We start from the raw sequence: 25,230 nt of genomic DNA on the forward strand, positions 1-25,230 counted from the left end.
GCGTGCGCCCGGCACGTTGTGATCGTCCTTTTCCGGCAACACGGTGCCGAGCACCGACACGCCGGTACGCATCACATCCATCGGGTGCGCCGCGGCCGGGATGTATTCCAGCGCGGCTTTCACGTTCGCGGGCAGGCCGCGCAGCGCCTTGAGCTTGGTCTTGTAGGCGGTCAGTTCAGCCTGCGTCGGCAGCTTTTCATGCACCAGCAGATAAGCGATCTCTTCGAATTCGCACGCACCGGCGATATCGAGAATGTCGTAGCCGCGGTAGTGCAGATCGTTGCCGGTCTTGCCGACTGTGCACAGCGCAGTGTTGCCAGCCGTCACGCCGGACAGGGCGACGGATTTCTTCGGTTTGAAGGCGCCTGCGTTCGGCGTGCTGTTATCGGCTTCACTCATAATTTCGTCTCCAACTACAGGGTTGCGTTCGTGCGGCAATCAGCGCGCAGAGCTTGTCTTTCAGGGTTTCGATGCGGTGACCGGTGAAAACGGAGACTAATAGCGCAAAGAGTGTGCCATGCAGAGCGTGATCCGCTAAGTGACTGATTTAACAAGAAATCAGCTTGGGGCCGCATCGCCGGACGATTTCATAAGTGAAATTACGAGTTTCAAATCCGAAAACTACGGGCGCATAATAGGCGGGCTTCTCATCGTTCCCGCCCCACTCCACCAACACCGAGCCGCCCGCCGTGAGCACGCCCCCCTTCGACCCCGCGCAGCGCCCCCGCATCTGGGCCGTCAGCATCAGCCGCCTGCGCGATCTGTTCTTCGACATTGCCGGCGAGTACGTCGAACGCGCCGATCTGCGCATCGTCTCGCATGGCTTCGAAGACGCCGTGCATGAAATCGACGCGGTCGGCGCCGGGCGTCCGGATGTCGTGATTGCCGGCGGCTCCAACGGTGCGTATCTGAAAACGCGCGTCAGCGTACCGGTCGTGCTGATTGGCCCGACCGGTTTTGACGTCATGCACGCGCTTGCGCGAGCGCGGCGCGACGGCGCGAAGGTCGCCCTCGTCACGCACGGCGACACGCCAGACGAAGTGCGGCGCTTCATCGCCGCGTACGACATCGATGTGACCTTTGCGTCGTATCAATCGGCGCAGGATGCGGAAAGCGTCGTGCTCGATCTGCGCGATCGCGGCATCGGCGCCGTGGTCGGCCCGGGGCTCATCGCCGATCTCGCGGCGAACGCCGGCATGGGCGCGGTGTTTCTGTACTCACGCGCATCGGTACGCGCCGCGTTCGACACCGCACTGGAAGTCGCGCAGGCCACGCGCCGCGAAACCGTTCGCCGTCAGCGGCTCGACAATCTGCTGCAGCATCTGCGCGACGGCGTGGTGGCGCTCGACGCACAAGGGCGCGTCGAAGCGATGAATCAGCGCCTTGCCGACGTGCTCGGCATCGACGCGGCGCAGGCCGTGGGCCGCGCATTGCTCGACCTCGCGCCCGATCTCGCAGGCAGCCTGCCGGACTCGGACGGCGACGCCTTCTGCACGGTGCGGGGCGCAAGCTATGTCGTGCATCGCGGGCCGCTGGCGAGCAGCAATTCCGCACCCGGCACCGTGCTGACGTTTCAGGAATCGCGCGCGGTCGAACGGCTCGACCGCACGTTGCGCTCCCGGCAGCGCGTGCAGCAGTTCAGCGCGCGTTACCGGCTCGACGATATCGTCGGCGCAGCCGATTCCATCGAGCGGGTCCGCACGCTCGTGCAGCGCTACGCCAAATCGGACGCCACCGTGCTGATTCTCGGCGAAAGCGGCACCGGCAAGGAGATGGTCGCGCAGAGCATGCATCAGTTGAGCGCACGGCGCGACTTCGCCTTCGTCGCCATCAATTGCGGCGCGTTTCCTGAGGCGTTGCTCGAAAGCGAGTTGTTCGGTTATGAGGAAGGCGCGTTCACCGGCGCACGCAAAGGCGGCAAAGCGGGGCTGATCGAAGTGGCACACCGCGGTACGCTGTTTCTCGATGAAATCGCCGAAATGCCGTTGTCGTTGCAGAGCCGGCTATTGCGCGTGCTGCAGGAGCGCGAAGTCGTGCGGCTGGGCTCGACGGAACCGACACGCGTGGACATCCGGGTCGTGGCGGCAACGCATCGTGCGTTGACCGAGGGCATCGAGGCGGGCAGCTTCCGCGCTGACCTGTACTACCGGCTCAACATTCTGAGCATCGCGCTGCCGCCGCTACGCGAGCGGCCCACCGATCTGCTGCCGCTCGCAGTCGAACTGCTATTGCAGGCGGCGTCGCGCGAGCCGAGACTGGCGACTCGTCTGCCCGATGCGAATGCGGCGAAGCGCATCCTCGCCAATCTCAGCGAACCATTGGAGCGTTACACGTGGCCAGGCAACGTGCGTGAACTACAGAATGTGATCGAGCGGATTGCGGTTGAGCTGGCAGACGTAGACGCGGACACGGACTTAAACGGCGCAGGAGAAACCGTCTTTACGCGCGACGTGCTGCGCACCGTCGCCCCCGAAATCTTCGAGCAGCCTCAAGCGCGCACGAAGAACGCAGCGCTCACGCTACGCGAACGCAGTCGTCACGTGGAAGCCGACGAGATCCGCGCCGCCCTCGCCGCATGCGACGGCGATCGCGATGCGGTTTGCCAGGCGCTCGGCATCAGCAAGACGACCTTATGGCGGAAGCTGAACGCGGCGCAGTAGCCTGAACCACGCCACCCTGGGTCACAGCACTCTTCACCGCACTCTGCACAGCATGCTTCGCCGCATTCGCTCCGGCGCGTTCGATGAACATGCTGGGCGTCATCCCGCAGCATCGTTTGAAATGCCGTCCGAAATGGCTCTGATCGAAGAAGCCGACCTCGGTCGCGACGACCGATCCCGGCACGCCTTCGAGCAACAAGGTCTGCGCCCGTTGAATCCGAAGCCCGCACAGATAACGATAGGGCGATGAACCGTACTGCTGACGAAACACCGTCGCGAAGCGCGACACGCTAAGCGCGGACAGCGCGGCGAGTTGTGCGAGCGTCACCGGCTCGTCGAAATGGGCTTCGATAAACGCCCGGGCGGCGTTGAGGCTGAGGGACTGTTTCATGGCGTCGCAATAGTCGGGCGGGGCGCGGCTTGCTTCGCGAACCGGGTGACGGAAAACACGTCGAGGGGAATGGCTGAACTTCCCGTGTCGACGAGTTCGGCCAGTGTTTCGCCAACGCCCGGACCGATCTGGAACCCCGAGCCGCAGAAACCGAACGCGTAGTAAAGACCGTCGGCTTTGCTGCTCGGACCGATTACCGGTTCGCTGTCGGGCAGATAACTTTCCACACCACTCCACACGCGAATCACGTGCAGCGGCGCCATCGCGGGCACGAGTCGCCGCAACTGCGCGAGCTGGCGCACGGTGTTGTGAGGCAGGACCGATGCGCGACAGGTCACGGCATCCGCCGGTCCACCCGGACCGCCGCCGACAATGATATTGCCGCGCGGAATCTGGCGGAAGTAGATGCTCTCTTCCTTGATCGAGGTGAACACACCCATCGACGACTTGAACACATACGGCACCGGTTCGGTCACGGCCATCTGTGGTCCGCTGGCGACCAACGGAACGGGTTCGCCGAACTGTTCGGAGAGACGGCTCGCCCAGGCCCCCGCGCAGATCACGAGTTGCGCAGCCCAATAGACCTCGCCGCGTGCACTCTCCACGCGAAACCGCTCACCGTCTTTTTCGACGCGCACGATCTCCGTATTCTCGATCACCTGAGCGCCGAGCCGCGCAGCGGCACGGCCAAACGCGGGCGCGGCGAGACGCGGATTGGCGTGGCCATCGAGTGGCGAAATGGATGCCGCCAGCACTTCGCGTCCGAGAAACGGAAAGCGTTGGAACACGGCATCGCCGTGCAGCACGTTGAGGTCGAGACCGTAGGCACGGGCATCGATCGCATACTGATCGAAATTCTCCACGTCCTTCTGGTGGTGGCACACGCGCGTGTGACCCGAGGCCAGAAACTCGATGTCCTCGCCGAGCATTTCCGCGGAGCGTTGCCACGTGCGCAGCGCACGGTTCGCCATCGCCAGTTGCGGCAGCGCACGGCCCTGCCGGCGGATGCCGCCGAAGTTCACGCCGCTCGCCTGCTGCCCCGTGAGTCCACGTTCGAGCAGGATAACCGAACGCTTGCGTTGACGCAGGAAGAAGGCCGTCGTCGTCCCCATGATGCCGCCGCCGATCACGATGACGTCGGCTTCGTTAGTGCGTGTGGTGCTCATTCGCCCACCTCCTCGGCAAGCGCCACGGGTAGCGGTTTGACCGGTGCCTGGCCGCGCAGCCGTCCCACCGAGGACAAGGGCACCGAGGCCGCCGCCGCGATGATTTCAGCGCCCGCGTGGCCGCAGTAGCGCCCCTGGCAGCGGCCCATGCCGACGCGTGAGAAAGCCTTCGCGCGATTGGCTTCCTGTGCGCCGGTCGCGTGCACGACACGGCGCAACTCGCCGGCGGTAATCGCTTCACAACGGCAGACAATCGTTTCATCCGGCAAGGATGCTGCGAATTTCGCCGGCCATGGAAAGGCTTGGCGCAGACCCGCGGCGAACCGCGTGAAACGCGCGAGTTCGGCACGCAAGCGCTCGATGCCTTCGACCTGCATGCCGTGATCGCGCAACGCAGCCATTGCCGCGAGGCGGCCCGAACGTTCGGCTGCGTCCGCGCCGCGCACCCTTGCGCCATCGCCCGCCAGATAGACGCCCTTGACGTTGCTACGGCCGTCGTCGTCGATTTGCGGAAGCCACTGCTGCGCGTTGTCGTCGAACAGAAAACGGCACCCCGCGAGGTCCGCGAGCTGCGTCTCCGGACGCAGGTGATAACCGAGCGCGACGGCATCGCATGCCAGTTCCACGCGCTTGCCGTCAGGCAATGCAACCACAACGCCGCTTACGCCGTCTTGCGGCGAGCCTTTGATTTCCAACGGCTGCACGCCGCGATGAACCGGCACGCGCGCCTTTGCCAGCACACGCGTCAGCGCGATGCCCTTTTTGAGCGCGGCCGGAATCGCCAGCAAACGGGGCAGCGCAGCCACGCGCTGCTTGAAGGTCGACGTATCGAGCACCGCGACCACCTGCGCGCCCGCCTTCACGTATTGCCCCGCCACGAGATACAGCAGCGGACCGCTGCCCATCATCACAATGTGCGAGCCGATCGCGCAGCCCTGCGATTTCAGCGCAACCTGCGCGCCGCCGAGGCTATACGTGCCGGCCTGGTGCCAGCCCTTGACCGGCATCAGCCGGTCCGTCGCGCCGCTGCAAACAATAAGAGAATCGAACGTCAGCGTCTGGTAGCGCGTGCCGCTCGCCAGATGCACCGTGTTCGGCGAGATATTCCAGACCAGTGTCTCCGGCAGATAATCGATCTTGCCCTTCAGCGCATCGAAGCTCTGATGCAGTGAAGCGGCGCGCTCGGCCTCAGTGCCATACAGCGTCTCATAGCTGCGAGAGAAACCTTCCGGTTGCCGCCGATAAATCTGACCGCCGTCACGCCGTCCTTCGTCGACAACGGTCGGCCGCAACCCGGCTTCGACCAACGCCTGCGCAGCGCGCACGCCCGCAGGCCCAGTGCCGATGATCACTACACGCGGGGCCATACACCCTCCCCCGCATCAGCGAGCTTCGTCACGATCGACATGCCGGGCGCCGCAGGTGTACTGCATGCCCGCACCCGCTCGCCTTGCGCTGTCCAGACCCAGCAGTCCTGGCACGCGCCCATCAGGCAGAAACCCGCGCGGCGGCCGTCGCCGAATTCGGAATCGCGCAACGTGTTCACTCCTGTCAGCAAGGCGACCATCAACGTGTCGCCCTCGGCGGCCTCACGCACGACGCCGTCCACCGTAATCGGAAAAGTCTTGCGCCCCGTTTCCGCGAGCCGTACAAATCGTCCGCTCATACCGGGGTCGCCTCCTCGGTCTGCAAGCGATTCAATTCCGCCGCGGGATGATGGCAAAGAATCTCCGCGCCCGAAGGCAGTTTCTTCAAGGACGGGGGCGTCATATTGCACATCCCGTCAATGCGCACCGGGCAGCGCGCGCGGAACGAGCACAAATCGTGAATATCGGCGCTCTCGCCCATCGCCGGCAAGGCGGTCGCGACGATGTCACGACGCGCGTCGAGCCAGCCGGGTTTCAAAGCGGGCACCGAATCGACCAGCAATTCCGTGTACGGGTGATACGGCGGCGCCGCGAGCACGTCGCGTTGCCCGGCTTCCACGCGATGCCCTGCGTACAACACGATCACTTCGTCGCAGATCGCGCGCACAGTCGAAATGTCGTGGCTGATGAACATGTACGACACGCCGAGTTCACGGCGCAATTCGGCTAACAGATCGAGGATTGCAGCGCCGACTACCGTATCCAGTGCGGAGGTCACTTCGTCGCAGAGGATCAACGCGGGATCGGCGGCGAGCGCACGCGCCAGATTCACGCGCTGCTTCTGTCCGCCGGAGAGCCCTGCAGGCGTGCGCGTGGCAATCGAGGCGGGCAGCTTCACCAGATCGAGCAGTTCCAGCATGCGTTTCTGCGCGGCCGAACCCCGCAGATGGTGATAGAACGCGAGCGGGCGGGCCAGGATATCGGCGATCGAATGACTCGGATTCAGCGCGGTGTCGGCGTTCTGAAACACAATCTGAATCTGCCGGTACTGCTCCGGCGTGCGGCGCGACAGTTGTGCGGGCAACAACGTGCCGTTGAAAAACACCTCGCCGCGCGCGCGGTCGACCAGACCGGCCACCACGCGTGCGAGCGTCGTCTTGCCGGAACCGGATTCGCCGATCACGCCGAGCGTGCTGCCGCGCGGGATCGACAGGCTAACGTCGTCGAGCACACGCACGGCGGGGGCGCCGAAGCGGTCGATGCGTCCGTAACCGGCCGAGAGTCCGCGAATTTCGAGCAGCGGCAGAATGTGCTTGCCGACCTTCGGCGTCTCCAGCTCCACTTCCGGACGGCGTGTAGCGGCGAGCAGTTGACGCGTGTAAGCATCCACCGGCGCGTCGAGCACTTGCGCGACCGCGCCGTTCTCCTTCACCGCGCCGCCGTTCAGCACGACAATGCGGTCCGCCATTTGCGCGACCACAGCCAGGTCGTGCGACACATACACGGCGGTCGTGCCGAGTTCGCGAATCACTTTCTTGAAGGCCGCGAGCACTTCGATCTGGGTGGTGACATCGAGCGCGGTGGTGGGTTCGTCGAACACGACGACAGCGGGATCGGTGATCAACGCCATCGCGGCCATCAGGCGCTGCAACTGACCGCCGGACACCTGATGCGGATACCGGTCGCCAATCGTCTCCGGCGCGGGCAGCGCAAGCGCGCGGAACAGGCTGATCGCTTTCGTGCGCGCCGCGTCTTTCGTCATCAAGTGATGCAGCAAGGCCGGTTCGGTGACCTGATCCATGATCGTGCGCGCCGGATTGAAACCCGCCGCCGCACTCTGCGCGACATAAGCCACAGTCCGCGACCGTAATGCGCGACGACCTTTGGCATCGAGCGACAGCACGTCCACGTCGCCGACACGCACCGAGCCGCTGCTGATCGAGCATCCCGCCCGCGCATAGCCGAGTAACGACAGCGCGATGGTCGTCTTGCCCGAACCGGACTCGCCGATCAGCGCCAGCACCTCGCCCTTCTTCACCGAAAAATTGACACCCTTGACGATCTCGGTCACCGGCCCCGGCGCCGCACCCGCGACCACCCGCAGGCCCTTCACTTCAATCATGTCCCGATCGGCCATCATGCACCTCCATGGCTGCGGCCACGACGCCGCAGGTTGTCGATCAGCAGATTCATGCCGATGGTCAGCGTTGCGATCGCGACAGCCGGCATCAGAACCGCAGGCGCACCCTCCGACAAACCGCCGATGTTCTCCCGCACGAGCGAACCCCAATCCGCATTCGGAGGCTGCACGCCAAGGCCGAGGAAACTCAGGCCACTCAGCAGCAGCACGATGAACACGAAGCGCAAACCGAAATCGGCCAGCATCGGATGAATCATGTTCGGCAGCACTTCGACGCGCGCGATATAAAAGATGCCTTCGCCGCGCGCTCTGGCCACCTGCACGTATTCGAGGCCCATCAGGTTCACCGCAAGCGAGCGCGAAATGCGGAATGCACCGGGGATATAAGCCAATGCGGCGACGGTCGTCAGCATCGTGATCGACGAACCGAACGCGGCGATCACAACCAGCGCGAGCACCTTGCTCGGAATCGAAATCAACGCGTCGAACAGACGGCTCAGGATTTCATCGACCCAGCGCGTGGACACCGCGGCGAGCAAACCGAAGAACGTGCCGATCAAACTGGCGAGCACTGCAGCAGCCAGCGCGAGGCCCACCGTATAGCGCGCGCCGTAGAGAATCCGGCTCAACATATCGCGCCCGAGATAGTCGGTGCCGAGCGGATACGCCGTGCTATAGCTGCCGAAAATCTCCGTCGATGTCAGCGTGCCGCCGTTATACGGTGCAACCAGCGGCCCGATGAACGCGACGATCAGCCAGAACGTCACCAGCACGAGGCCGATCAGGCCGAGCACAGAGAAGCGGTGCACCAGCCGTTTCAACACGCCCTGCTTCAGCGCGGCAGTTTCGACGACTGGCGTCTCGATGACGGGTTCATCGACGCCCAGGTCGTACAGCTCGGTGCTGGCATGGGGCACATGAGGAACGTGGGGATTGGTAGGTTGGCTCATCATCGACGCAGCCTCGGGTTGGATACGATTTGACACAGGTCGGCGATCAGCACCAACGCGAGATAGGCCGCGCAGAACACCATCACGCAGCCCTGCACGAGCGGCATGTCGCGGTTGGTGACGGCGTCGACCATCAGGCTCGCGAGGCCGGGATAGTTGAAGATCGACTCCACGATCACCACGCCGCCGAACAGATACGACAGGCTCAACGCCACCGCATTGGCAATCGGCCCGATGGTGTTGGGCAACACATGCCGCAACACCACGCGCGCGGGCGACGCGCCCTTGAGCACGGCCATTTCGACGTACGACGAATTGAGCTGATCGAGCACCGCGGCGCGCGTCATGCGCGCCATCTGCGCGACGATTACACAGCACAGCGTCATCACCGGCATCGCGTAGATGCGCAGCAGCGCGCCAAACGAATGCACCTCCGAGAGATACGACAGCGCGGGCAGCCAGCGCAGCTTGACGGCGAAGATCAGCACCGCGATGGTGGCGATCAGAAACTCCGGCACGGCGACCGTCGATAGCGTGAGCACGTTGAGCGTGCGGTCGAGCAGCGAGCCGCGGAACATCGCCGACGAAATACCGATCAGCAATGCCACGGGCACCGAGACCAGCGCCGTCAGACCGGCCAGCACCAGCGAATTCGGCAGGCGCGTGGCGATCAGCTCGCTGACGGGCAGATTGTTCGACAGCGAGGTGCCGAAGTTGCCGCTGACAATATGAAAGAGCCACTCGAAGTAGCGTTGCAGCGCCGGCTGGTCGAGGCCGAACTGATGCCGCAATGCCGCGACGGCTTCCGGGGTTGCCGCCTGGCCGAGCGCCTGCTGGGCGGCATCGCCGGGAAGCAGCCCGGTGATGGCGAACACGACTGCCGAGACCAGCAGCAGCGTGAGCAGCGCGAGGCCAAGGCGCGCGGCGATGAGTCGTTGCGCATGTGCTTTCATCGAAAGTCTCCTCTGTCGACCAGAGTTAGCGCTTTAGCGCTTACTCTGGTCCCATGCAACGCAGTTGCCGGGTTAGAGCCGCACGCCGCGAAACAGCGGCGTGCGTGTTGCCGGGCCCGGCTTTCCAGTTCGTCAGACTGGAAAACCTTCGTTACCGCTCGTCAGGCGCTTAGGCTTCGAGCCAGACGTTTTCCGCGAACATGAAGCCCATCAGGCCGGCCAGCGGAATCGAACCCAGGCCCTGGAGTTTCGCCGTGTGGGCATCGATCGAGCTCTGGAACAGCGGAATGCCGACGCCGCCGGTTTCATGCACCAGCACCTGCATGTCGCCGTAAATCTTCTTGCGCTTCGCATCGTCCGGTTCGCCGCGTGCCTGAAGCAGCATCTGGTCGAACTTCTGGCTCTTCCAGTTCGCTTCATTCCACGGTGCGTCCGACTTGAAGAACTGCGTAAAGATCACGTCGGCGCTCGGACGCGCATTGATATTGCCGAAACCCAACGGATGCTTCATCCAGTGATTCGACCAGTAGCCGTCGGCCGGTACGCGCGACACCTGAAGATTCAGACCGGCTTGCGGCGCCACCTGCTGAAGGAACATCGCCATTTCAACCGACCCTTCCGCCGCCGGTGACGCGAAAATCTGGATCGGCGCGCTGCCGACCTTGGCCTTCTGGAAATAGAACTTCGCCTTGTCCGGATCGAAGGCACGTTGCGGCAAACCGGCCAGGTAGTACTTGTTGGTCGGATCGATAGGCTGGTCATTGCCGATCGTGCCGTAACCCTGGAAGATCGCCCGGCGCATCTGCTCGCGATCCTGCAGGTACATCATGCCTCGACGAAAATCGTCGTTGCCGGTAATACCGCCTTCGTCGCGAACAATCAGGTCGGTGTACTCGCCCGTCTTCGTCTCCAGCACGGCGAAACCACCGGCACTCTTGATCTGGGCGGTCGAACGCGGGCTCACCGAATTGATCAGTTGCACGTCGCCCGAGAGCAGCGCGTTCACGCGCGCCGATTCGTCCCCAATGCCGATCAATTCGACTTCGTCCAGGTGCGGCATACCCGGCTTCCAGTAATTCGCGTTCTTCACGCCAACCGTGCGCACGCCCGGCGAGAATTCCTTGACCTTGAACGGGCCGGTGCCGACCGCTGTTTTGAAGTCCTTGGTACCGTCCTTGATGATGAGGAAATGCGAGGTGGCGAGAATCACCGGCAGATCGGCGTTCGGGCCTTCCAGCGTGATCGTCACTTCGTTCGGGCCGGTCGCCTTCACTTCCTTGATCTGATCGGCAAGCGTCTTCGCTTTCGATGCCGTCGCCGGATCCTTGTGACGCATGATCGAGTACACGACATCGGCAGGCGCAAATGCCTTGCCGTCGTGGAACTGCACGCCCGTGCGCAACTTGACGACCCACACGGTCGCATCCTTCGTATCCAGCGAGGTGGCGAGCGCCATCTTCGCGCCGAGATGTGAATCGAGTTCGGTCAGGCCGTTGTAGAACATGAAGCCGCGGACATAGTCCGTGCCGAGCGCGCCCTTCGCGGGGTCGAGCGTGTCGGCGGCCGATGCGGACTGCGTTGCCACGCGGATCTTGCCGCCCTGCTTAGGCTTCGCCTGCGCGAATGCCGCTCCGCTCGCGGTCAGCAGGCCCGCACCCGTCACCGACATCATCCCGGCCGCCGCCATCGCGCGCAGCACGCCGCGTCGCGAAGCGCCTTTTGACGTCAATCGCTCCAACTCGGTGCCGAGTTGAAGAGCGTCATGTTGTGAGGTTTCCTTATTCATCGAACTTCTCCGCGAGGGTGACAGGGATAGCTGCGTGGTTTTTAATGGCAAGTACAACAAGGAAGAATCAATAGAAGATGTCTTTGATGCGGTAGTACGTCCCCACCAGCGGCAGGAACCAGGGTTTGCCGGTGTGGCCAGGAATCGCGGGCCACTCGGATTCACGCCACGGATTGCGCTCTTCGTGGCCGTCCATCACGTCGGCCATCACCTGGCCCATGTGCGTCGACATCTGGGTGCCGTGGCCGCTGTAACCCAGCGAGAAGTAAATCCCATCGTGTTGCCCGGCATGCGGCAGACGGTCGGCGGTCATGTCGACCAGGCCGCCCCAGCAATAGTCGATGCGGGCGTTGGCCAGCATCGGGAACATCGCCGCAAGTCCCTCTTGCAAAATCCTTCCGCTCTTCGCGTCCGACGGCCGCTCGGACGCCGTGAAGCGCGCGCGGCCACCGAACAGCAACCGTGAATCCGGCGTCACGCGAAAGTAGTTGTGCATCAGCCGCGTGGTGGTGTACGCGCGCCGGTTTGGAAACACATGCGCCAACAGGTCCGGCGACAGCGGTTCCGTCACGACGATGAACGACCCCACCGGCGCAAGCCGCCGCCGATACCAGCCGAACGGACCATGCCGCGACGGGCCGGTGGCGATCAGCACCTGCTTCGCGCGCACTTCACCCCGTGCGGTGGTGACCTTGAAGCCACTGCCGTCCTTCGCGATCGCGGTGACTGCCGCGTTTTCATAGAGCTTGGCGCCGCGACGAACCGCGGCATCGGCGAGTCCGACCGTGAACTTGCCCATATGCATCTGGCCGCCATGCCGTTGCAGCAAGCCACCGTAAAAGCTGTCCGACTGGATTTCGCTGCGAATCTGCTCACGTCCGATTAATTCGATATCCGTATCGACTTCACGCCGGATCAACTCCGCGGTCTTCTCCAGGTGCGCCAGGTGATGCGGTTTCGACGCCAGCTTCAGCTTGCCGGTCGCGCTGTAGTTGCAGTCGATGTATTCCTCGCGAATCAGACGCTCGACCGTATCGACCGCATCCGAGAACGCGCGGTAGCAGGCACTGGCCCGCTCCACACCGAGTTGCGCGACCAGCGCGACGAAGTCCTGCGCGACACCGGTATTGACCTGCCCGCCGTTGCGCCCGGACGCGCCGCCGCCGATGCGCCCCGCGTCGAGCACTGTCACCGCGGCGCCGCGCTTGCCCAACGCCTGCGCCGCCGACAGCCCGGTGAAGCCGCCGCCGATCACGACGACATCGGTCTGGCCTTCGACCGGACCTTCACACGCCGAAACGAGCGGCGGTGCGGTGTCGAGCCAATAGGAATCGAGCTTCATCCGGTCTGTCCTTGAGAGGGGCAATGGGGCAAACGGTGCTTACAGGCCGAGTTCCGCGGCCAGATGCGGAATGTCGTTGACTTCGTAGTACTGGTAGTACGGCGTCGACGGTTCGTGGCCGCGCTTGACGAAGGCCTTGTGCTTGATACCCAGGTCGTGTGCGGTCATCAGGTCGTAACGCAGGCTCGACGATACGTGCAGCACGTCTTCCGGATTGCAGTTCAACTGGTCGAACATGTATTCGAAGCCTTGCATGCGCGGCTTGTACGACTGCGCCTGCTCGGCCGTGAAGACCGCGTGGAACGGCGCGCCGAGCTTGTCGACGTTGCTCTGGATCTGGTTGTTCGACGCGTTCGACAGAATCACCAGCTTGTACTTCTTCGCCAGACGCGAGAGGCCTTCCGGCACGTCCGGGTGCGGACCCCAGGTCGGCACGGCGAGGTAGATCTTCTCGGCTTCCTTTTCATCGAACGCGACGTTCATGCGCTTGCAGGCACGGCGCAATGCGTTGACCACCACGTCGCGATACGGCTTCCAGGCGCCGAGCACTTCGTCGCGGCGATAGCCGGCGTAGAACGCGATGAGCTTTTCCATATCTTCAGCGTTCAACAGGTGGCCGAACATTTCGCGGGTCATGTCGGCCATACGGAACTTCGTGAGCGTGCCGTAGCAGTCGAAGGTGATGTATTTCGGTTCGAATTCGATCATGGTGCAGTCCTATCGTGGTGGTGAACCCACATTGAGTTCAGTGGCGAAAACGGCAACTATCTTGCGTGGGACCGGAGAAAGTGCTTTGCACTAACGCCGGTCGACAAACCTCATTCCTGTTAAAGATTTAATCAGCGCAAAAACATAGATGTTCCTGATTAGGGCGCTGCTGATGACACAAACCATGCGTTTTGAGGCCGTTGCGCAGCACAGTCTGCGGCGGTCGGGCTGAAAGCCCCGTCCGTATTGGGATTGCGGGAATCAGGCCCGCAGGTCGATCAACACACTCTTGAACCGCAGGTTTGCCTCGTAGGCCTGGCGGCCGAGGTCCTTGCCGATGCCGGAGCGCTTGTAGCCGCCTGTGGGGATCATGAAGTCGGAGGTGCGGCCGTAGCGGTTGACCCAGACCGTCCCCGCTTCGAGGCCGCGCACCAGGCGCAGCGCGCGGCCAAGGTCCCCTGTGTGCACGCCGGCGGCAAGGCCATACTCCGGATGCTGGGCAAGCGCGAGCGCTTCTTCTTCGGTGTCGAAGGTCTGCAGCGTCAGCACGGGGCCGAACACTTCTTCGCGCACGGCTTCGGAGTGGGCGGTGACGTCCGTGAGCAGCGTCGGGCTATAGAACGCACCGCCCGCCGCCCCTCCGTCCGTCCGCACGCCGCCATAGCGCAGCGTCGCACCCGCATCCAGCGTGCGCCCGACGATCCCTTCGATACGCGCCGCCTGTGGCGCGGAGATGATCGGCGACAACGTCGTGCCGGCGGCCCATGTCGCGCCGGGTTTCAATTCGGCGAAGACCTTGCCGATGCGTTCGGCGAGCGGCTCCGCCAGGCTTCGCTCGACCAGCAGCCGCGAACCCGCGATACACACCTGGCCGGCATTGCCGGTGATGGCGCCGGCGATCCGGCGCGCCACGTCGTCCAGTCGCGGGGCGTCGGCGAATACGATTTGCGGGCTCTTGCCGCCCAGTTCCAGCGTGACCGGCTTGGTGCCGCTATTGGCGCAGGCCGCCATGATCGCGGCACCGGTACGCGTGGAGCCGGTGAAGGTGACCTTGCTGATCTTCGGATGATGCACCAGTTCGTCGCCCGTGATGCGGCCGTCGCCCTGGACCACGTTGAAGATGCCGGCCGGCACGCCCGCCTGCACGGCCAGCTCGGCAAGCCGCAACACCGAGAACGGCGTCATCTCGGACGGCTTCAGCACCACCGCATTGCCCGCCGCCAGTGCGGGCGCGATCTTCCACGACGCCATCACGAGCGGGAAATTCCATGGCGCGATGGCGCCAATCACACCGTACGGCTCGGCGATCGTCATGCCGAGATGGTCGTGATCGGTCGCCGCCACGTCGCCGCCGAGCTTGTCCGCGAACTCCGCATAGAAGCGGATGCCTTCGGCGGTGAACGGCACGTCCCAGCCAATTGCCTGAGCAATCGGACGGGTCGACCCGAGCGCTTCCAGCCGGCCCAAAAACGGCGCATCGGCTTCGACCAGCTCGGCGAAACGGCGCAGGATTTTCGCGCGCTCACGCGGTGCCATGCGGCCCCAGCCGCTCGTTCTGAAAGCCTGCCACGCGTTTTCCACCGCGCGGTCGACCATTTCTGCGTCGGCGAGGGGCACTGAGGCGTAGATCACGCCGTCGGATGGGCGCGCCACCTCGATGCGGCGCTCACCGCTATGCACGCCGCTGCGCACGCCGGCGTCCACATACTCGCCGCCGATGAAATGCCCGCTGCGAACCGCAACGTCGTCCGGATTGAAGCTGTCCATGAGAAAAGTTTCCTGTGTGACTGGCTGTGAGTCCCGGGCGGTGCGTCGCAACCATGCCGCCGCCATGACAAAATCGTAGAGCCGCGGGCGTGGCATATGTCGCCGACAAAATTCCCCGCGCAGCAGAACGCGCCTGTAATGAGCGATCAAACTGAGTGTTTTGCATTGATTTGCGATGCGGCCCTTTCGAACGCCCCGGATAAAAAGATCGTCCTAGTCACACCGCGCCCCGGATGACACAGTGACGGCGTAAGCCTTCAGCCATTCAGGGAGTACGGCGTGTCCGATTCGATTACCTACAGACGCTTCACCCACGACGACATCGCCGCCGCGCACGCGCTGACGGTCGAACTCAAATGGCCGCATCGCGCGGACGACTGGAGATTCGTGGCGCTGCTGGGCGTGGGTTTCGTCGCGGAAGATGCGAGCGGCGTGATCGGCACGGCCTTGTGCTGGAAATACGGCGCCGACCGGGCCTCGCTCGGGATGGTGATCGTGTCCCCCGAGCAGCAAGGGCGCGGCATCGGCAGGAAACTGATGGAGCTGGTGCTGGAAGAGCTCGGCGGCCGGGTCACGTTTCTGCACGCCACCACCGCCGGTCAGCCTTTGTATGAAAAGCTTGGCTTTCGGGCAGTCGGCACGCTCGACCAGCATCAGGGCGCGGCATTCCAGCCACCCCTCGTTTCCCTGCCGCCGGGGGAACGCCTGCGTCCGCTCGGGTCGAGCGATACGGCACGGCTGGTCGAACTGGCGTCACAGGCGAGCGGTCTGGACCGCGACGAAGTCTTACCCGCACTATTAAGCGCTGCCGATGGCATCGCGCTCGATCGCGATGGCGAACTGATCGGCTTCGCGTTGTTTCGCCGCTTCGGACGGGGCTTCGCGATTGGCCCCGTGGTCGCGCCCGTGTCGAAGGATTCGAGCCGCGCCAAGGCGTTGATCAGCCACTGGCTGGCGCTGAACGAAGGCGTGTTCGTGCGTATCGACACGCCGGGTGAAAGCGGGCTGACCGAATGGCTGACGCAATTGGGGCTGCCGCGGGTCGATACCGTCGTCAAAATGGTTCAGCACGCCACGCCGGCTGATCTTGCGGGTGCGGGCAACGCAGCGGGCAAGGATGCGCCCTATCGGCAATACGGCATCATCAACCAGGCAATCTGCTGATCCATCATGGCCTTTCTTTATAAAGCCGACCCGGCGCGCGGCGCGCAATGGGCAAAACTCTTCGCGCAGAAAGCACCCGACCTGCCGTTCCACATCTGGCCCGATCTCGGCGACCCGGCCGCGATCCGCTACCTCGCCGCCTGGCAACCGCCTGACGATCCCACCCGCACCTTCCCCAATCTCGAAGTCGTGTTCTCCGTCGGTGCGGGCATCGATCAGTTCGATCTGTCCGGCGTGCCGGCGCATGTGCCGGTGGTGCGGATGATTGAACCGGGCATTGTTGAAGGCATGGTCGAGTACGTCACCCAAGCCGTGCTGACAATCCACCGCGATCTATTCGACTATGGACTTCAGCAACAGCAGCAGGTCTGGCGTGAACTGCCGTTGAAGCCGGCGAGCGCTCGCCGCATTGGCGTGCTGGGGCTCGGCGTGCTGGGTACCGCGGTGCTGGAGAAGCTGCGGCTATTCGGCTTCGCCTGCGCCGGCTGGAGCCGTTCGCCGCGTGAGATCGAGGGCGTTGATTGCTATGCAGGCGAGCGCGCCCTGGATCAGTTTCTTGCCCGCACCGACATTCTGATCTGCCTGTTGCCACTCACACCCGCCACACGCGGCCTGCTCAATGCCGAGTTGTTCGCCAGGCTGCCGCGCGGGGCGTCGCTGATTCAAACAGGGCGTGGCCCGCATCTGAATCAGCGTGATCTGCTGGCGGCGCTGGACAGCGGCCAGTTGCACAACGCTATTCTCGACGTCACCGATCCCGAGCCGCTGCCCGCCGGTCATCCGTTGTGGACGCATCCACGTGTGCGCATCACGCCCCATATCGCCAGCGCGACGCGGCCGGAAAGCGCTGTCGACGTGGTGCTCGAGAATCTGCGCCGCCATCGCGAAGGGCTGCCAATGCTCGGTCAGGTTGACCGGACCCAGGGATACTGAACGCGGCGTCGAATAGAATGGAGCGCCCACGGCCGGGGCTTTTCAGTGTCCGCAGCAGAAAATGCTAAGGGCACACCTCAAAACGCGTCGGGCGCGCTTTTCAGGCAATTGTTTAGGTGAGCAGGTCATCGTCGCTGGTCAGTAGTATGGAGCGGTCAACAGCCCTTTTCCGCGACGAGAAACCATCATGACGATCCATTCGCTCATCGAAGCCGACCGCAAGCATCTGATTCACCCGGTCATCAATTACCGCGCGCACGAAGCCCGTGGCGTCACCGTCCTTGAGTCGGCCAGCGGCGCGTTTCTGCGCGACGCGGCCGGCAATGAACTGCTCGACGCCTTCTCCGGCCTCTGGTGCGTGAATGTGGGCTACGGCCAGCAAAGCATTGTCGATGTCGCCACCGAGCAAATGAAGAAACTGCCCTACGCCACCGGCTATTTTCATTTCGGCTCGGCCCCGGCAATCGAACTGGCGCAAAAACTGATCGAGGTATCGCCCGCTTCGCTGCAACACGTGTATTTCACGCTCGGCGGTTCCGATGCCGTCGATTCGGCTATCCGTTTCATCACGCACTACTTCAACGCAACCGGGCGGCCGTCGAAGAAACACATCATCGCGCTGCAACGCGGTTACCACGGCTCGTCGACCATGGGCGCGGGGCTTACCGCCTTGCCCGCGTTCCACCGCAATTTCGATCTGCCGCTGCCGAACCAGCATCATCTGCCGTCGCCGTATGCGTACCGCAACGATTTCGCCGACGACGCCGCGTTGATCGCCGCCTCGGTGGCCGCGCTCGAAGAGCAAGTGGCCGAACTCGGCGCGGACAACGTCGCGGCCTTCTTCTGCGAACCGATTCAAGGCTCGGGCGGTGTCATCGTGCCGCCGGTCGGCTGGTTGAAAGCGATGCGCGAGCGTTGCCGTAAGCTCGGCATTCTGTTCGTCGCCGATGAGGTCATCACCGGTTTCGGGCGCACGGGTCCGCTGTTCGCGTGCCAGGGCGAAAACGTCGAACCGGATCTGATGACGGTGGCAAAGGGTTTGACCGCCGGCTACGCGCCGATGGGCGCCGTGCTGATGTCTGACGAAATCTATCAGGGCATTGCCGATGGCGACGCCGAAGCGGTGGTCGGGCACGGCCATACGTATTCGGCGCACCCGGTCAGCGCGGCGATCGGTCTCGAAGTGCTGCGCCTGTATCACGAAGGCGGCCTGCTAGCGAATGGCGTCGCACGCGGCCCGCGTTTCGCACGCGGCCTCGACGCGCTGCTCGCGCACCCGTTAGTGGGCGACTCGCGCCATCGTGGCCTGCTCGGCGCGCTCGAACTGGTATCGGACAAAGACAGTAAGGCCGGATTCGATCCCGCGCTGAAACTGTCCGACCGGATCGCCGCGGCCGCGTATGAAAACCGTCTGATTTTCCGCGCGTTCGGCGATAACATTCTCGGCTTTGCGCCCGCGCTTTCGTACACGGAGGCGGAGTTCGATCTGATGTTCGAACGCCTCGAAAAAACCCTCGACGACGTTCTGGCGCAAGCCGATGTCCGGGCCGCGCTGAAGGTCAAAATTCATGCCACTGCGTGCTAGAGTAGAGGGGCCTTCAAGACCCTTTCAGCCATCGCCGGAGCGACAACATTACGATGAGCAGCGACTGCAAGCTAGACCGGATTGACCTGCGCATACTTTCACAGTTGCAGAAGAAAGGCCGCATAACCAACGTCGAGCTTGCCGACGCGGTCGGCCTTTCGCCCAGTCCTTGCCTGATCCGCGTCAAGCGTCTGGAGAAAGCCGGCTACATCATCGGCTACGGGGCGCAGATCCAGCTCGAAAAGCTCGGCGACGTGCAGATCGTCTTCACGGAAGTCACGCTCGCCGATCATCGGCGGGAAGACTTCATCAAGTTCGTGAATGCGATCAAAGATGTCGACGAGATCGTCGAGTGCCATCTGGCGAGCGGCGGCTATGACTATCTGCTGAAGTTCGTCACGCGCAGCGTGAGCCACTATCAGAGCATCGTCGAGGGCCTGCTGGAGCGCGATATCGGCATTGAGAAGTACTTCAGCTACGTGATCATCAAGTCGCCGTTCGTGAAGAGCCACTATCCGCTTGAAACGTTGTTCTCGCAGAATCATAACTAGACCAACAGCCGGGCACGGACGCCCGGCCAACACCCGTTATGGATAATCGCTGAACCTTGATATCGGTTCGCTTTCCGTGGTTGACGGTGTATAACCCGGCACGTTCGCACGAAACTGATTGAGCAAGCCGTTATCGACCTGCGAGAATCCTTTGAGCTGGAGTTGCATCAACACACGCGTGCCGGTGCTGGGCGACGTGGTCAAGGTGGCGTTGGTGTATTTCTCGAACGCCACACCCAGCGACCAGCAATCGGTATCGTACTGAAGTCCCAGCAAGCCGGCGATCAACCGATGCGTGCTCATGTCGTAATTAACCCGCGCAACACTGACAACGTTGTGCAAGAGCGGCCATTGCTCCGACACGATGAACTGGTTGACCGGTTGATAGTCGAGCGTGCTGTTGGCGCGCGTGTAGCGATAAGCCACATTCAGCACCTGCCGTGTGGCTGGCGACCAGCCAAAACCGATCTCCCCATTCGAGAGGTAGTGGTTGGCCTGACTGTACTCCACGGCCTGTTCCGCTGAAAAACCCGGACCCAGCTTGTACGACGCCCCGCCAATCACGCTCGTGCGCGCAACGGTGCCAATGGGATCACCGACGTTGAGGGTCACCTGTGGCGTGCGAAAGTCGTACTGCTCCGCAAGGACGAAACGGGCCCGTTCGTCGCCGCTCGAAGGATCGATGAAGCGCGTTGTCAGGGCCGCCGTGAGACGGCTGGCATCGGACACCCGGTCATTGCCGACGAAGCTGTTGGGCATGAACAGTTCCGCCAACCCGAAATCGGCCGTTGCCGTGTCGAACAACGGCGCGAACGACTGATTGCGGTACGGCGTGTACACATAGAACAGCCTCGGTTCAAGCGTCTGAATGTACGATTGCCCGAAGAGCCGCACGCTGCGTTCGAAGCGCATGCCCGAATCGAGGCTGAAGGTCGGTACGTTGACGTCGAACGTCTTCGGCTGCCCGGCGGGCGCATCCGATCCGATCGTCGTCAGGTCGTACGCGGCGAAATGCCATGCGAGTTTCGGCGTGATGAACCAGCCGGGTCGCTCGATCGGATAGCTGACATAAGGGTTGAAAACGAAGCGGCTGCCTTGCGTCGCATCCGCCGTGGATATCGTGAAGCGTGTCGCATCCGCTTCGGCGCCGAAGTCGAAGCCCCCTACGTTATAGCGTGCGTACTTAACATTGACCTGCGGTTCGCGGTTATAGGTCGAGTCGCTTGTAAAAGCTTGCCAACGCTGCTCGCGAGCCAGCACACTCCACGGCCCGTTTGAGTAAGTCAAACCTGCTTCCTGCTGATACAGCGTGGTGGAGCCCGTTGGAAACGCGACACCCGATGCAAGATCGGTCACCACCGTCGAGTCCGACACCCGGTTGTAATTGACGTAGGCGCCAAAGCCCGAGCCGAGGTTCCAGGTCTGATTCAGCGCAATCGAGTAACGGTCGGTGTTGGTGATCTCATCGTGCGGCAGCCACGCGACCGAGATCGACCCGGAATCGTTCGGCTGCAGGTAGCGATAGTCTGCCGTCAACATCTCGCCTCGTTTCGACATGATGCGAGGCGTCAGGGTGAGATCGTAGTTCGGCGCGAGGTTGAAGTAATACGGTAACGCGACGTCAACGCCGTTGGTCGAACTGATCGAGAACGTCGGCGGCAGGAAGCCGCTGCGCCGCGCGCCGGACAACGGAAACGATAACCACGGACTCGCCAGCAGCGGCACCCCCTGGAAAAACAGCACGCCGTTGTGTGCGATCCCTTCGTCGTTGCCCGTATCCATGTCGAACTCGGAGGCCTTCAGATACCAGGCGGGGTCCGACTCGCATTGGCAGGTGCTATACGTACCGTGATGAACGACCGTGCGCTCGTTGTCGATCAGATCCGCACGCTGAGCGCTCCCCCACCCGCCGGTAAGATGAAACCGGTACTTGGGCACGCTGATAGTGCCTTCATTCGCTTCGACGTAAAAATGCGCGTCCGGGCCATTGAACACATTACCGTCGTTGACCAGTTGCACCTGTCCATAAGCATCGGCCCTATCGGTATCGACGTCGTAATGCAGCGCATCGCCTTTGACAATTGACGCGTAACGCCGCAATTGCGCGTGTCCTTTCAGCGAAACGTCCGTGCCGCTCGTGGCGGTCACCGAATCGGCGATGGTCGAAGTAACGGGTTTTTCACCCGCCCGTAAGGGATGTTCCGTCAGTTGCGGATCGAGTCGCAGGCCCCAGACGCCGTCGAGCGGTTCCGGGATGGCAGATGGGCCGACCAGCTGTGCATATCCGGCAAGCGGCACGCATCCGGCCGCACCCAGCATGAACGAAACGAGAGGCCTTAAGCGTAGGCGTCGAAATACACCGCGTAGTATCAAAACAGGTAAGGATCGGAAAGGATGACGGACGCATCAAGGTGAACAGAAGCCCGGACTGGCGTCAGGATGAACAGCGGCGAGTGCACACGGTGCTATTGGAGTGTGACGTCGTTAGCGCGAGAATCCGCCGCGCCTGCCGCCGCACTCGCTGCACCACCCAGCGCCTGCAGCAGATACGGAATCTGCTCTGCAGGCAAAGAAAACGACAGCCCCGCGCTACCGGATAAACGGAACCGGATCACCACCATTTCCATGCCGTGCAGCCTGCCGACTTCCCAGCCCTGGCAGTGCAGCGCGAAGCCCATCTCCTGATTGTTGTGAATCACACGGTCGGCGTGCTCGATTGCATTCGGGAGCGCCACCAGCAGGTCATTGAGCACCGAACGGTGAAGCGCCGCTGTGGGTTGATTGCCGTGTATCAGCAGATATTGACCGTCTGCCGTCAACTGCATATCGGTGATCGAATTCAGCAAGAAGGGTGACGGGTCAGCCACGGCGTGCCCCCTCCTGCGTGCCTGCGGAGCGGTCCACCGCCCTGCTGTGCGTTGCGCTCACGGTGTTGCCGGACACATCGCGCAGCGTACGCATCGACGCCATCGCCAGACGGATTGAGAAGATCGGCGATGAGCTAACGCGTAAGACAGCCGAAAGAACTGCCGGTGAAAGAAACTTGATCATGATCAGTTCTCCAAATGGTGCTACGAACGTAGCGGAAATCGACCATTTGACGATATCAGCGCAAGCACAGCGCCAGGTTACGCGCGCACTACGCTTCCTTCGGATCTGTAACGCATTATTTCGACGCTCGACCTGTGATCCGCGCCAGACGGAGCAACTGGCGCGTCGCGCACGTTAGCCCCCCTAATGAGCGGAAAGTTTTCAGTAACGGTGAGCGGGGAAGCACGCTCCTATACTTCGCGCTTTCCAGAGCCATGGAACGTCGTTTCGAATGCATCGCTCGCTGTCGAGCGTTCTTGTTTGCGCTTCGCGCGCTGCATCAGGACAGAACCCCAAGATGAATCTTCAAGCTTTAACGAGCCGCATCGCGGGCGCGCTCTCGCTCGCCGGCATGACGCTGACAGCCGGGTCGGCCTACGCGGCACAGCCGTTCGTCGTGCAGGACATCCGGATCGAAGGGCTCAAACGCATTGAACCCAGCACCCTGTTTGCCTACCTTCCTATCAAACAGGGCGGTATGTTTAACGACGACAAGGCTTCGGAAGCCATTCGCGCGCTCTACGCAACTGGCTTCTTCACCGACGTCAAAATCTCGACTGAAGGCAGCGTCGTCATCGTTCAGGTTCAGGAACGTCCGGCGGTGGGCACGATCGACTTCGCCGGCATTCACGAGTTCGACAAGGACAACCTGACCAAGGCACTGAATTCGGTCGGGCTGTCGCTCGGCCGCTACTACGACAAGGCGCTGGTCGACAAAGCCGAGCAGGAGTTGAAGCGCCAGTACCTGACGCGTGGATACTACGCCGCCGAGGTCAGCACCACGATCACGCCAATCGACCGTAACCGGGTAGCGGTGCTGTTCTCGGTCACAGAAGGCCCGAGCGCGAAGATCCGCCAGATCAACTTCATCGGCAACAGCGTATTCAGCACGGACACGTTACGCGACGAAATGGAGATGTCCACGCCGAACTGGTTCTCGTGGTACACCAAGAACGACCTGTACGCGAAAGACAAGCTGACCGGGGATCTGGAGCACATTCGTTCGTACTACCTGAACCGGGGTTATCTGGAGTTCAACATCGAGTCGACCCAGGTATCGCTTACCCCGGACAAGAAGGAGATGTACCTGACGGTCACGCTGCATGAAGGCGAGCCGTACACGATCTCGTCGATCAAGCTCGCAGGCAACCTGCTCAATCGCGAGGCTGAGCTGGCACAGCTGATCAAAATCAAACCGGGCGAGCGTTTCTCCGCTGAAAAGCTGCAGACCACCACTAAAGCCATCGTCGACAAGCTCGGCGAGTATGGCTATGCGTTCGCCACTGTCAACGCACAGCCCCAGATCGATCAGGAACACCACAAGGTCGACCTGACGCTGCAAGTGGACCCGAGCCGCCGTGTGTACGTGCGTCACATCAACGTGGTCGGCAACACGCGCACGCGAGATGAAGTGGTGCGCCGCGAAATGCGGCAGCTTGAAAGCTCGTGGTTCGATTCGAACCGCCTCGCGCTGTCGAAAGACCGGGTCAACCGTCTGGGCTACTTTACCGATGTCGACGTCACCACGGTGCCGGTAGAAGGTTCGCCCGATCAGGTCGACGTGGACGTCAAGGTGACCGAAAAACCGACCGGCGCGATTACGCTGGGCGCGGGCTACTCGTCGACGGATAAGGTGGTGCTCTCCGCAGGTGTGTCGCAGGACAACGTGTTCGGCTCGGGCACCAGCCTCGCCTTGAACGTGAACACCGCGAAGACCTACCGCACGCTAACGGTCACGCAAACCGATCCCTACTTTACGGTGGACGGCATCAAGCGGATCACCGACGTCTACTACCGCACCACGTATCCGCTTTACAACTTTAACGACACGAGTTTCCGGATCATCACGGTCGGCGCCGATCTGAAATTCGGCATTCCGTTCTCCGAAGCCGACACCGTTTACTTCGGTGTCGGTCTTGAACAGAACCGGCTGGATATCGATTCTTCCACGCCTCAAAGCTATAAGGACTACGTGGCTGAATTCGGCCATGTGGTCAACAACGTGCCACTCACGGTGGGCTGGGCCCGTGATGATCGCGACAGCGCCTTGGTGCCTAGCCGGGGTTATTACTTTCAAAGCAATGGCGAGGTGGGCACGCCGCTTGGGGGCACCCAGTACTACAAGGCCGACGTTCAGGCGCAGTATTACTATTCGTTCGCGCGCGGCTTCATTCTCGGCCTGAATCTTCAAGGCGGCTACGGCAACGGCTTTGCCGGAAAAGCGTATCCCATCTTCAAGAACTACTACGCGGGGGGGATCGGCTCGGTACGCGGCTACGAAGCGGGCTCGCTCGGACCTACGGACCAGACGACCGGCGACCCGATCGGCGGCTCGCGCATGGTGGTGGCCAATGTCGAGATGACGGTCCCGCTGCCGGGCACCGGCTGGGACCGGACGCTGCGTGTCTTCACCTTCATGGATGCGGGCAACGTCTGGGGCAACGAAGGTAACAGCACAGGCGCCAACGGATTGCGCTACAGCTACGGCGCGGGTCTCGAGTGGATCTCACCGATCGGCCCACTCAAGCTCTCGCTTGGATTCCCGGTGGTCAGACACGCCACCGACAAGTACCAGGTATTCCAGTTTCAGATCGGCACATCGTTCTGATCAGGAACAGCGCTCGCGGTCGTTGTATCTCAGGATTACCCACAACTCTCCAGAAAGAGCGCTTGTAAG

General features: G+C 62.5%; 21 protein-coding genes. 6 read left to right on the forward strand and 15 right to left on the reverse strand.

Annotated features, from left to right (window positions below; all coding sequences use genetic code 11):
* A partial coding sequence (locus tag PQQ96_RS36450; protein ID WP_408301478.1) for a citrate/2-methylcitrate synthase occupies nucleotides 1–399 on the reverse strand: 399 nt, incomplete at its 3' end.
* 290 nt (nucleotides 400–689) lie between these two features.
* Between PQQ96_RS36450 and prpR the strand changes: the two genes are divergently transcribed.
* Complete coding sequence (gene prpR / locus PQQ96_RS36455) at nucleotides 690–2,660, forward strand: propionate catabolism operon regulatory protein PrpR (protein ID WP_408301480.1); 1,971 nt, start codon at nucleotides 690–692, stop codon at nucleotides 2,658–2,660.
* On the opposite strand, the gene PQQ96_RS36460 is transcribed toward prpR, so the two are convergent.
* The 11 genes from PQQ96_RS36460 to PQQ96_RS36510 form a co-directional block, all read right to left on the reverse strand.
* Nucleotides 2,617–3,051, reverse strand: coding sequence for a helix-turn-helix domain-containing protein (locus tag PQQ96_RS36460; RefSeq protein ID WP_408301482.1), 435 nt, complete (start codon nucleotides 3,049–3,051; stop codon nucleotides 2,617–2,619). The genes prpR and PQQ96_RS36460 overlap by 44 nt on opposite strands.
* Nucleotides 3,048–4,217, reverse strand: a complete 1,170-nt coding sequence (locus PQQ96_RS36465; RefSeq protein ID WP_408301484.1) for an NAD(P)/FAD-dependent oxidoreductase — start codon at nucleotides 4,215–4,217, stop codon at nucleotides 3,048–3,050. Before PQQ96_RS36465 ends, PQQ96_RS36460 begins: the two co-directional genes overlap by 4 nt.
* Nucleotides 4,214–5,584, reverse strand: a complete 1,371-nt coding sequence (locus tag PQQ96_RS36470) for an FAD/NAD(P)-dependent oxidoreductase (protein WP_408301486.1) — start codon at nucleotides 5,582–5,584, stop codon at nucleotides 4,214–4,216. Before PQQ96_RS36470 ends, PQQ96_RS36465 begins: the two co-directional genes overlap by 4 nt.
* A complete protein-coding gene (locus PQQ96_RS36475) occupies nucleotides 5,569–5,883 on the reverse strand; it encodes a (2Fe-2S)-binding protein (protein WP_408301487.1) in 315 nt (104 codons plus the stop codon). Before PQQ96_RS36475 ends, PQQ96_RS36470 begins: the two co-directional genes overlap by 16 nt.
* A complete protein-coding gene (locus PQQ96_RS36480; RefSeq protein WP_408301510.1) occupies nucleotides 5,880–7,721 on the reverse strand; it encodes an ABC transporter ATP-binding protein in 1,842 nt (613 codons plus the stop codon). Before PQQ96_RS36480 ends, PQQ96_RS36475 begins: the two co-directional genes overlap by 4 nt.
* The gene (locus PQQ96_RS36485) at nucleotides 7,721–8,677 is read right to left on the reverse strand and encodes an ABC transporter permease (protein WP_408301489.1); all 957 of its coding nucleotides are present in this window, start codon (nucleotides 8,675–8,677) and stop codon (nucleotides 7,721–7,723) included. Before PQQ96_RS36485 ends, PQQ96_RS36480 begins: the two co-directional genes overlap by 1 nt.
* Nucleotides 8,674–9,627: an ABC transporter permease gene (locus PQQ96_RS36490; RefSeq protein WP_093641177.1), complete on the reverse strand. Its 954-nt coding sequence runs from the start codon at nucleotides 9,625–9,627 to the stop codon at nucleotides 8,674–8,676. The genes PQQ96_RS36485 and PQQ96_RS36490 overlap by 4 nt, the downstream gene beginning before the upstream one ends.
* 169 nt (nucleotides 9,628–9,796) lie before the next feature.
* Nucleotides 9,797–11,413, reverse strand: coding sequence for an ABC transporter substrate-binding protein (locus PQQ96_RS36495; protein ID WP_408301491.1), 1,617 nt, complete (start codon nucleotides 11,411–11,413; stop codon nucleotides 9,797–9,799).
* 67 nt (nucleotides 11,414–11,480) lie between these two features.
* The gene (locus tag PQQ96_RS36500) at nucleotides 11,481–12,755 is read right to left on the reverse strand and encodes an NAD(P)/FAD-dependent oxidoreductase (RefSeq protein ID WP_408301493.1); all 1,275 of its coding nucleotides are present in this window, start codon (nucleotides 12,753–12,755) and stop codon (nucleotides 11,481–11,483) included.
* Between the two features lie 39 nt (nucleotides 12,756–12,794).
* Nucleotides 12,795–13,463, reverse strand: coding sequence for a haloacid dehalogenase type II (locus PQQ96_RS36505; protein WP_408301495.1), 669 nt, complete (start codon nucleotides 13,461–13,463; stop codon nucleotides 12,795–12,797).
* A 261-nt stretch (nucleotides 13,464–13,724) separates the two neighbouring features.
* Complete coding sequence (locus tag PQQ96_RS36510; protein ID WP_408301496.1) at nucleotides 13,725–15,230, reverse strand: aldehyde dehydrogenase family protein; 1,506 nt, start codon at nucleotides 15,228–15,230, stop codon at nucleotides 13,725–13,727.
* A gap of 279 nt (nucleotides 15,231–15,509) precedes the next feature.
* Here PQQ96_RS36510 and PQQ96_RS36515 point away from each other — a divergent pair, with 279 nt between their 5' ends.
* The 4 genes from PQQ96_RS36515 (at nucleotide 15,510) to PQQ96_RS36530 (ending at nucleotide 19,463) form a co-directional block, all read left to right on the forward strand.
* Nucleotides 15,510–16,394, forward strand: a complete 885-nt coding sequence (locus PQQ96_RS36515) for a GNAT family N-acetyltransferase (protein WP_408301498.1) — start codon at nucleotides 15,510–15,512, stop codon at nucleotides 16,392–16,394.
* A 6-nt stretch (nucleotides 16,395–16,400) separates the two neighbouring features.
* A complete protein-coding gene (locus PQQ96_RS36520; RefSeq protein WP_408301500.1) occupies nucleotides 16,401–17,327 on the forward strand; it encodes a 2-hydroxyacid dehydrogenase in 927 nt (308 codons plus the stop codon).
* 187 nt (nucleotides 17,328–17,514) lie between these two features.
* Nucleotides 17,515–18,912 (forward strand): aspartate aminotransferase family protein, encoded by a 1,398-nt coding sequence (locus PQQ96_RS36525; RefSeq protein ID WP_408301502.1) that lies wholly within the window; start codon nucleotides 17,515–17,517, stop codon nucleotides 18,910–18,912.
* 53 nt (nucleotides 18,913–18,965) lie between these two features.
* Entirely contained in the window at nucleotides 18,966–19,463 is a 498-nt protein-coding gene (locus PQQ96_RS36530) for an Lrp/AsnC family transcriptional regulator (RefSeq protein ID WP_064265480.1), read from the forward strand.
* Nucleotides 19,464–19,499: 36 nt separating this feature from the next.
* On the opposite strand, the gene PQQ96_RS36535 is transcribed toward PQQ96_RS36530, so the two are convergent.
* The 3 genes from PQQ96_RS36535 to PQQ96_RS36545 all read right to left on the reverse strand — a co-directional run bounded on the left by PQQ96_RS36535 (nucleotide 19,500) and on the right by PQQ96_RS36545 (nucleotide 22,514).
* A complete protein-coding gene (locus tag PQQ96_RS36535; RefSeq protein WP_408301504.1) occupies nucleotides 19,500–21,782 on the reverse strand; it encodes an LPS-assembly protein LptD in 2,283 nt (760 codons plus the stop codon).
* A gap of 146 nt (nucleotides 21,783–21,928) precedes the next feature.
* On the reverse strand, nucleotides 21,929–22,330 hold the full coding sequence (locus tag PQQ96_RS36540) for a hypothetical protein (protein WP_408301506.1): 402 nt from the start codon (nucleotides 22,328–22,330) through the stop codon (nucleotides 21,929–21,931).
* A complete protein-coding gene (locus PQQ96_RS36545) occupies nucleotides 22,323–22,514 on the reverse strand; it encodes a hypothetical protein (protein ID WP_408301508.1) in 192 nt (63 codons plus the stop codon). The genes PQQ96_RS36540 and PQQ96_RS36545 overlap by 8 nt, the downstream gene beginning before the upstream one ends.
* A 391-nt stretch (nucleotides 22,515–22,905) precedes the next feature.
* On the opposite strand from PQQ96_RS36545, the gene bamA reads away from it, so the two are divergent.
* The gene (bamA, locus tag PQQ96_RS36550) at nucleotides 22,906–25,161 is read left to right on the forward strand and encodes an outer membrane protein assembly factor BamA (protein ID WP_408301512.1); all 2,256 of its coding nucleotides are present in this window, start codon (nucleotides 22,906–22,908) and stop codon (nucleotides 25,159–25,161) included.
* Nucleotides 25,162–25,230: the final 69 nt, after the last annotated feature.

Source organism: Paraburkholderia sediminicola, assembly GCF_046027825.1.
GTDB lineage: Bacteria > Pseudomonadota > Gammaproteobacteria > Burkholderiales > Burkholderiaceae > Paraburkholderia > Paraburkholderia sediminicola_D.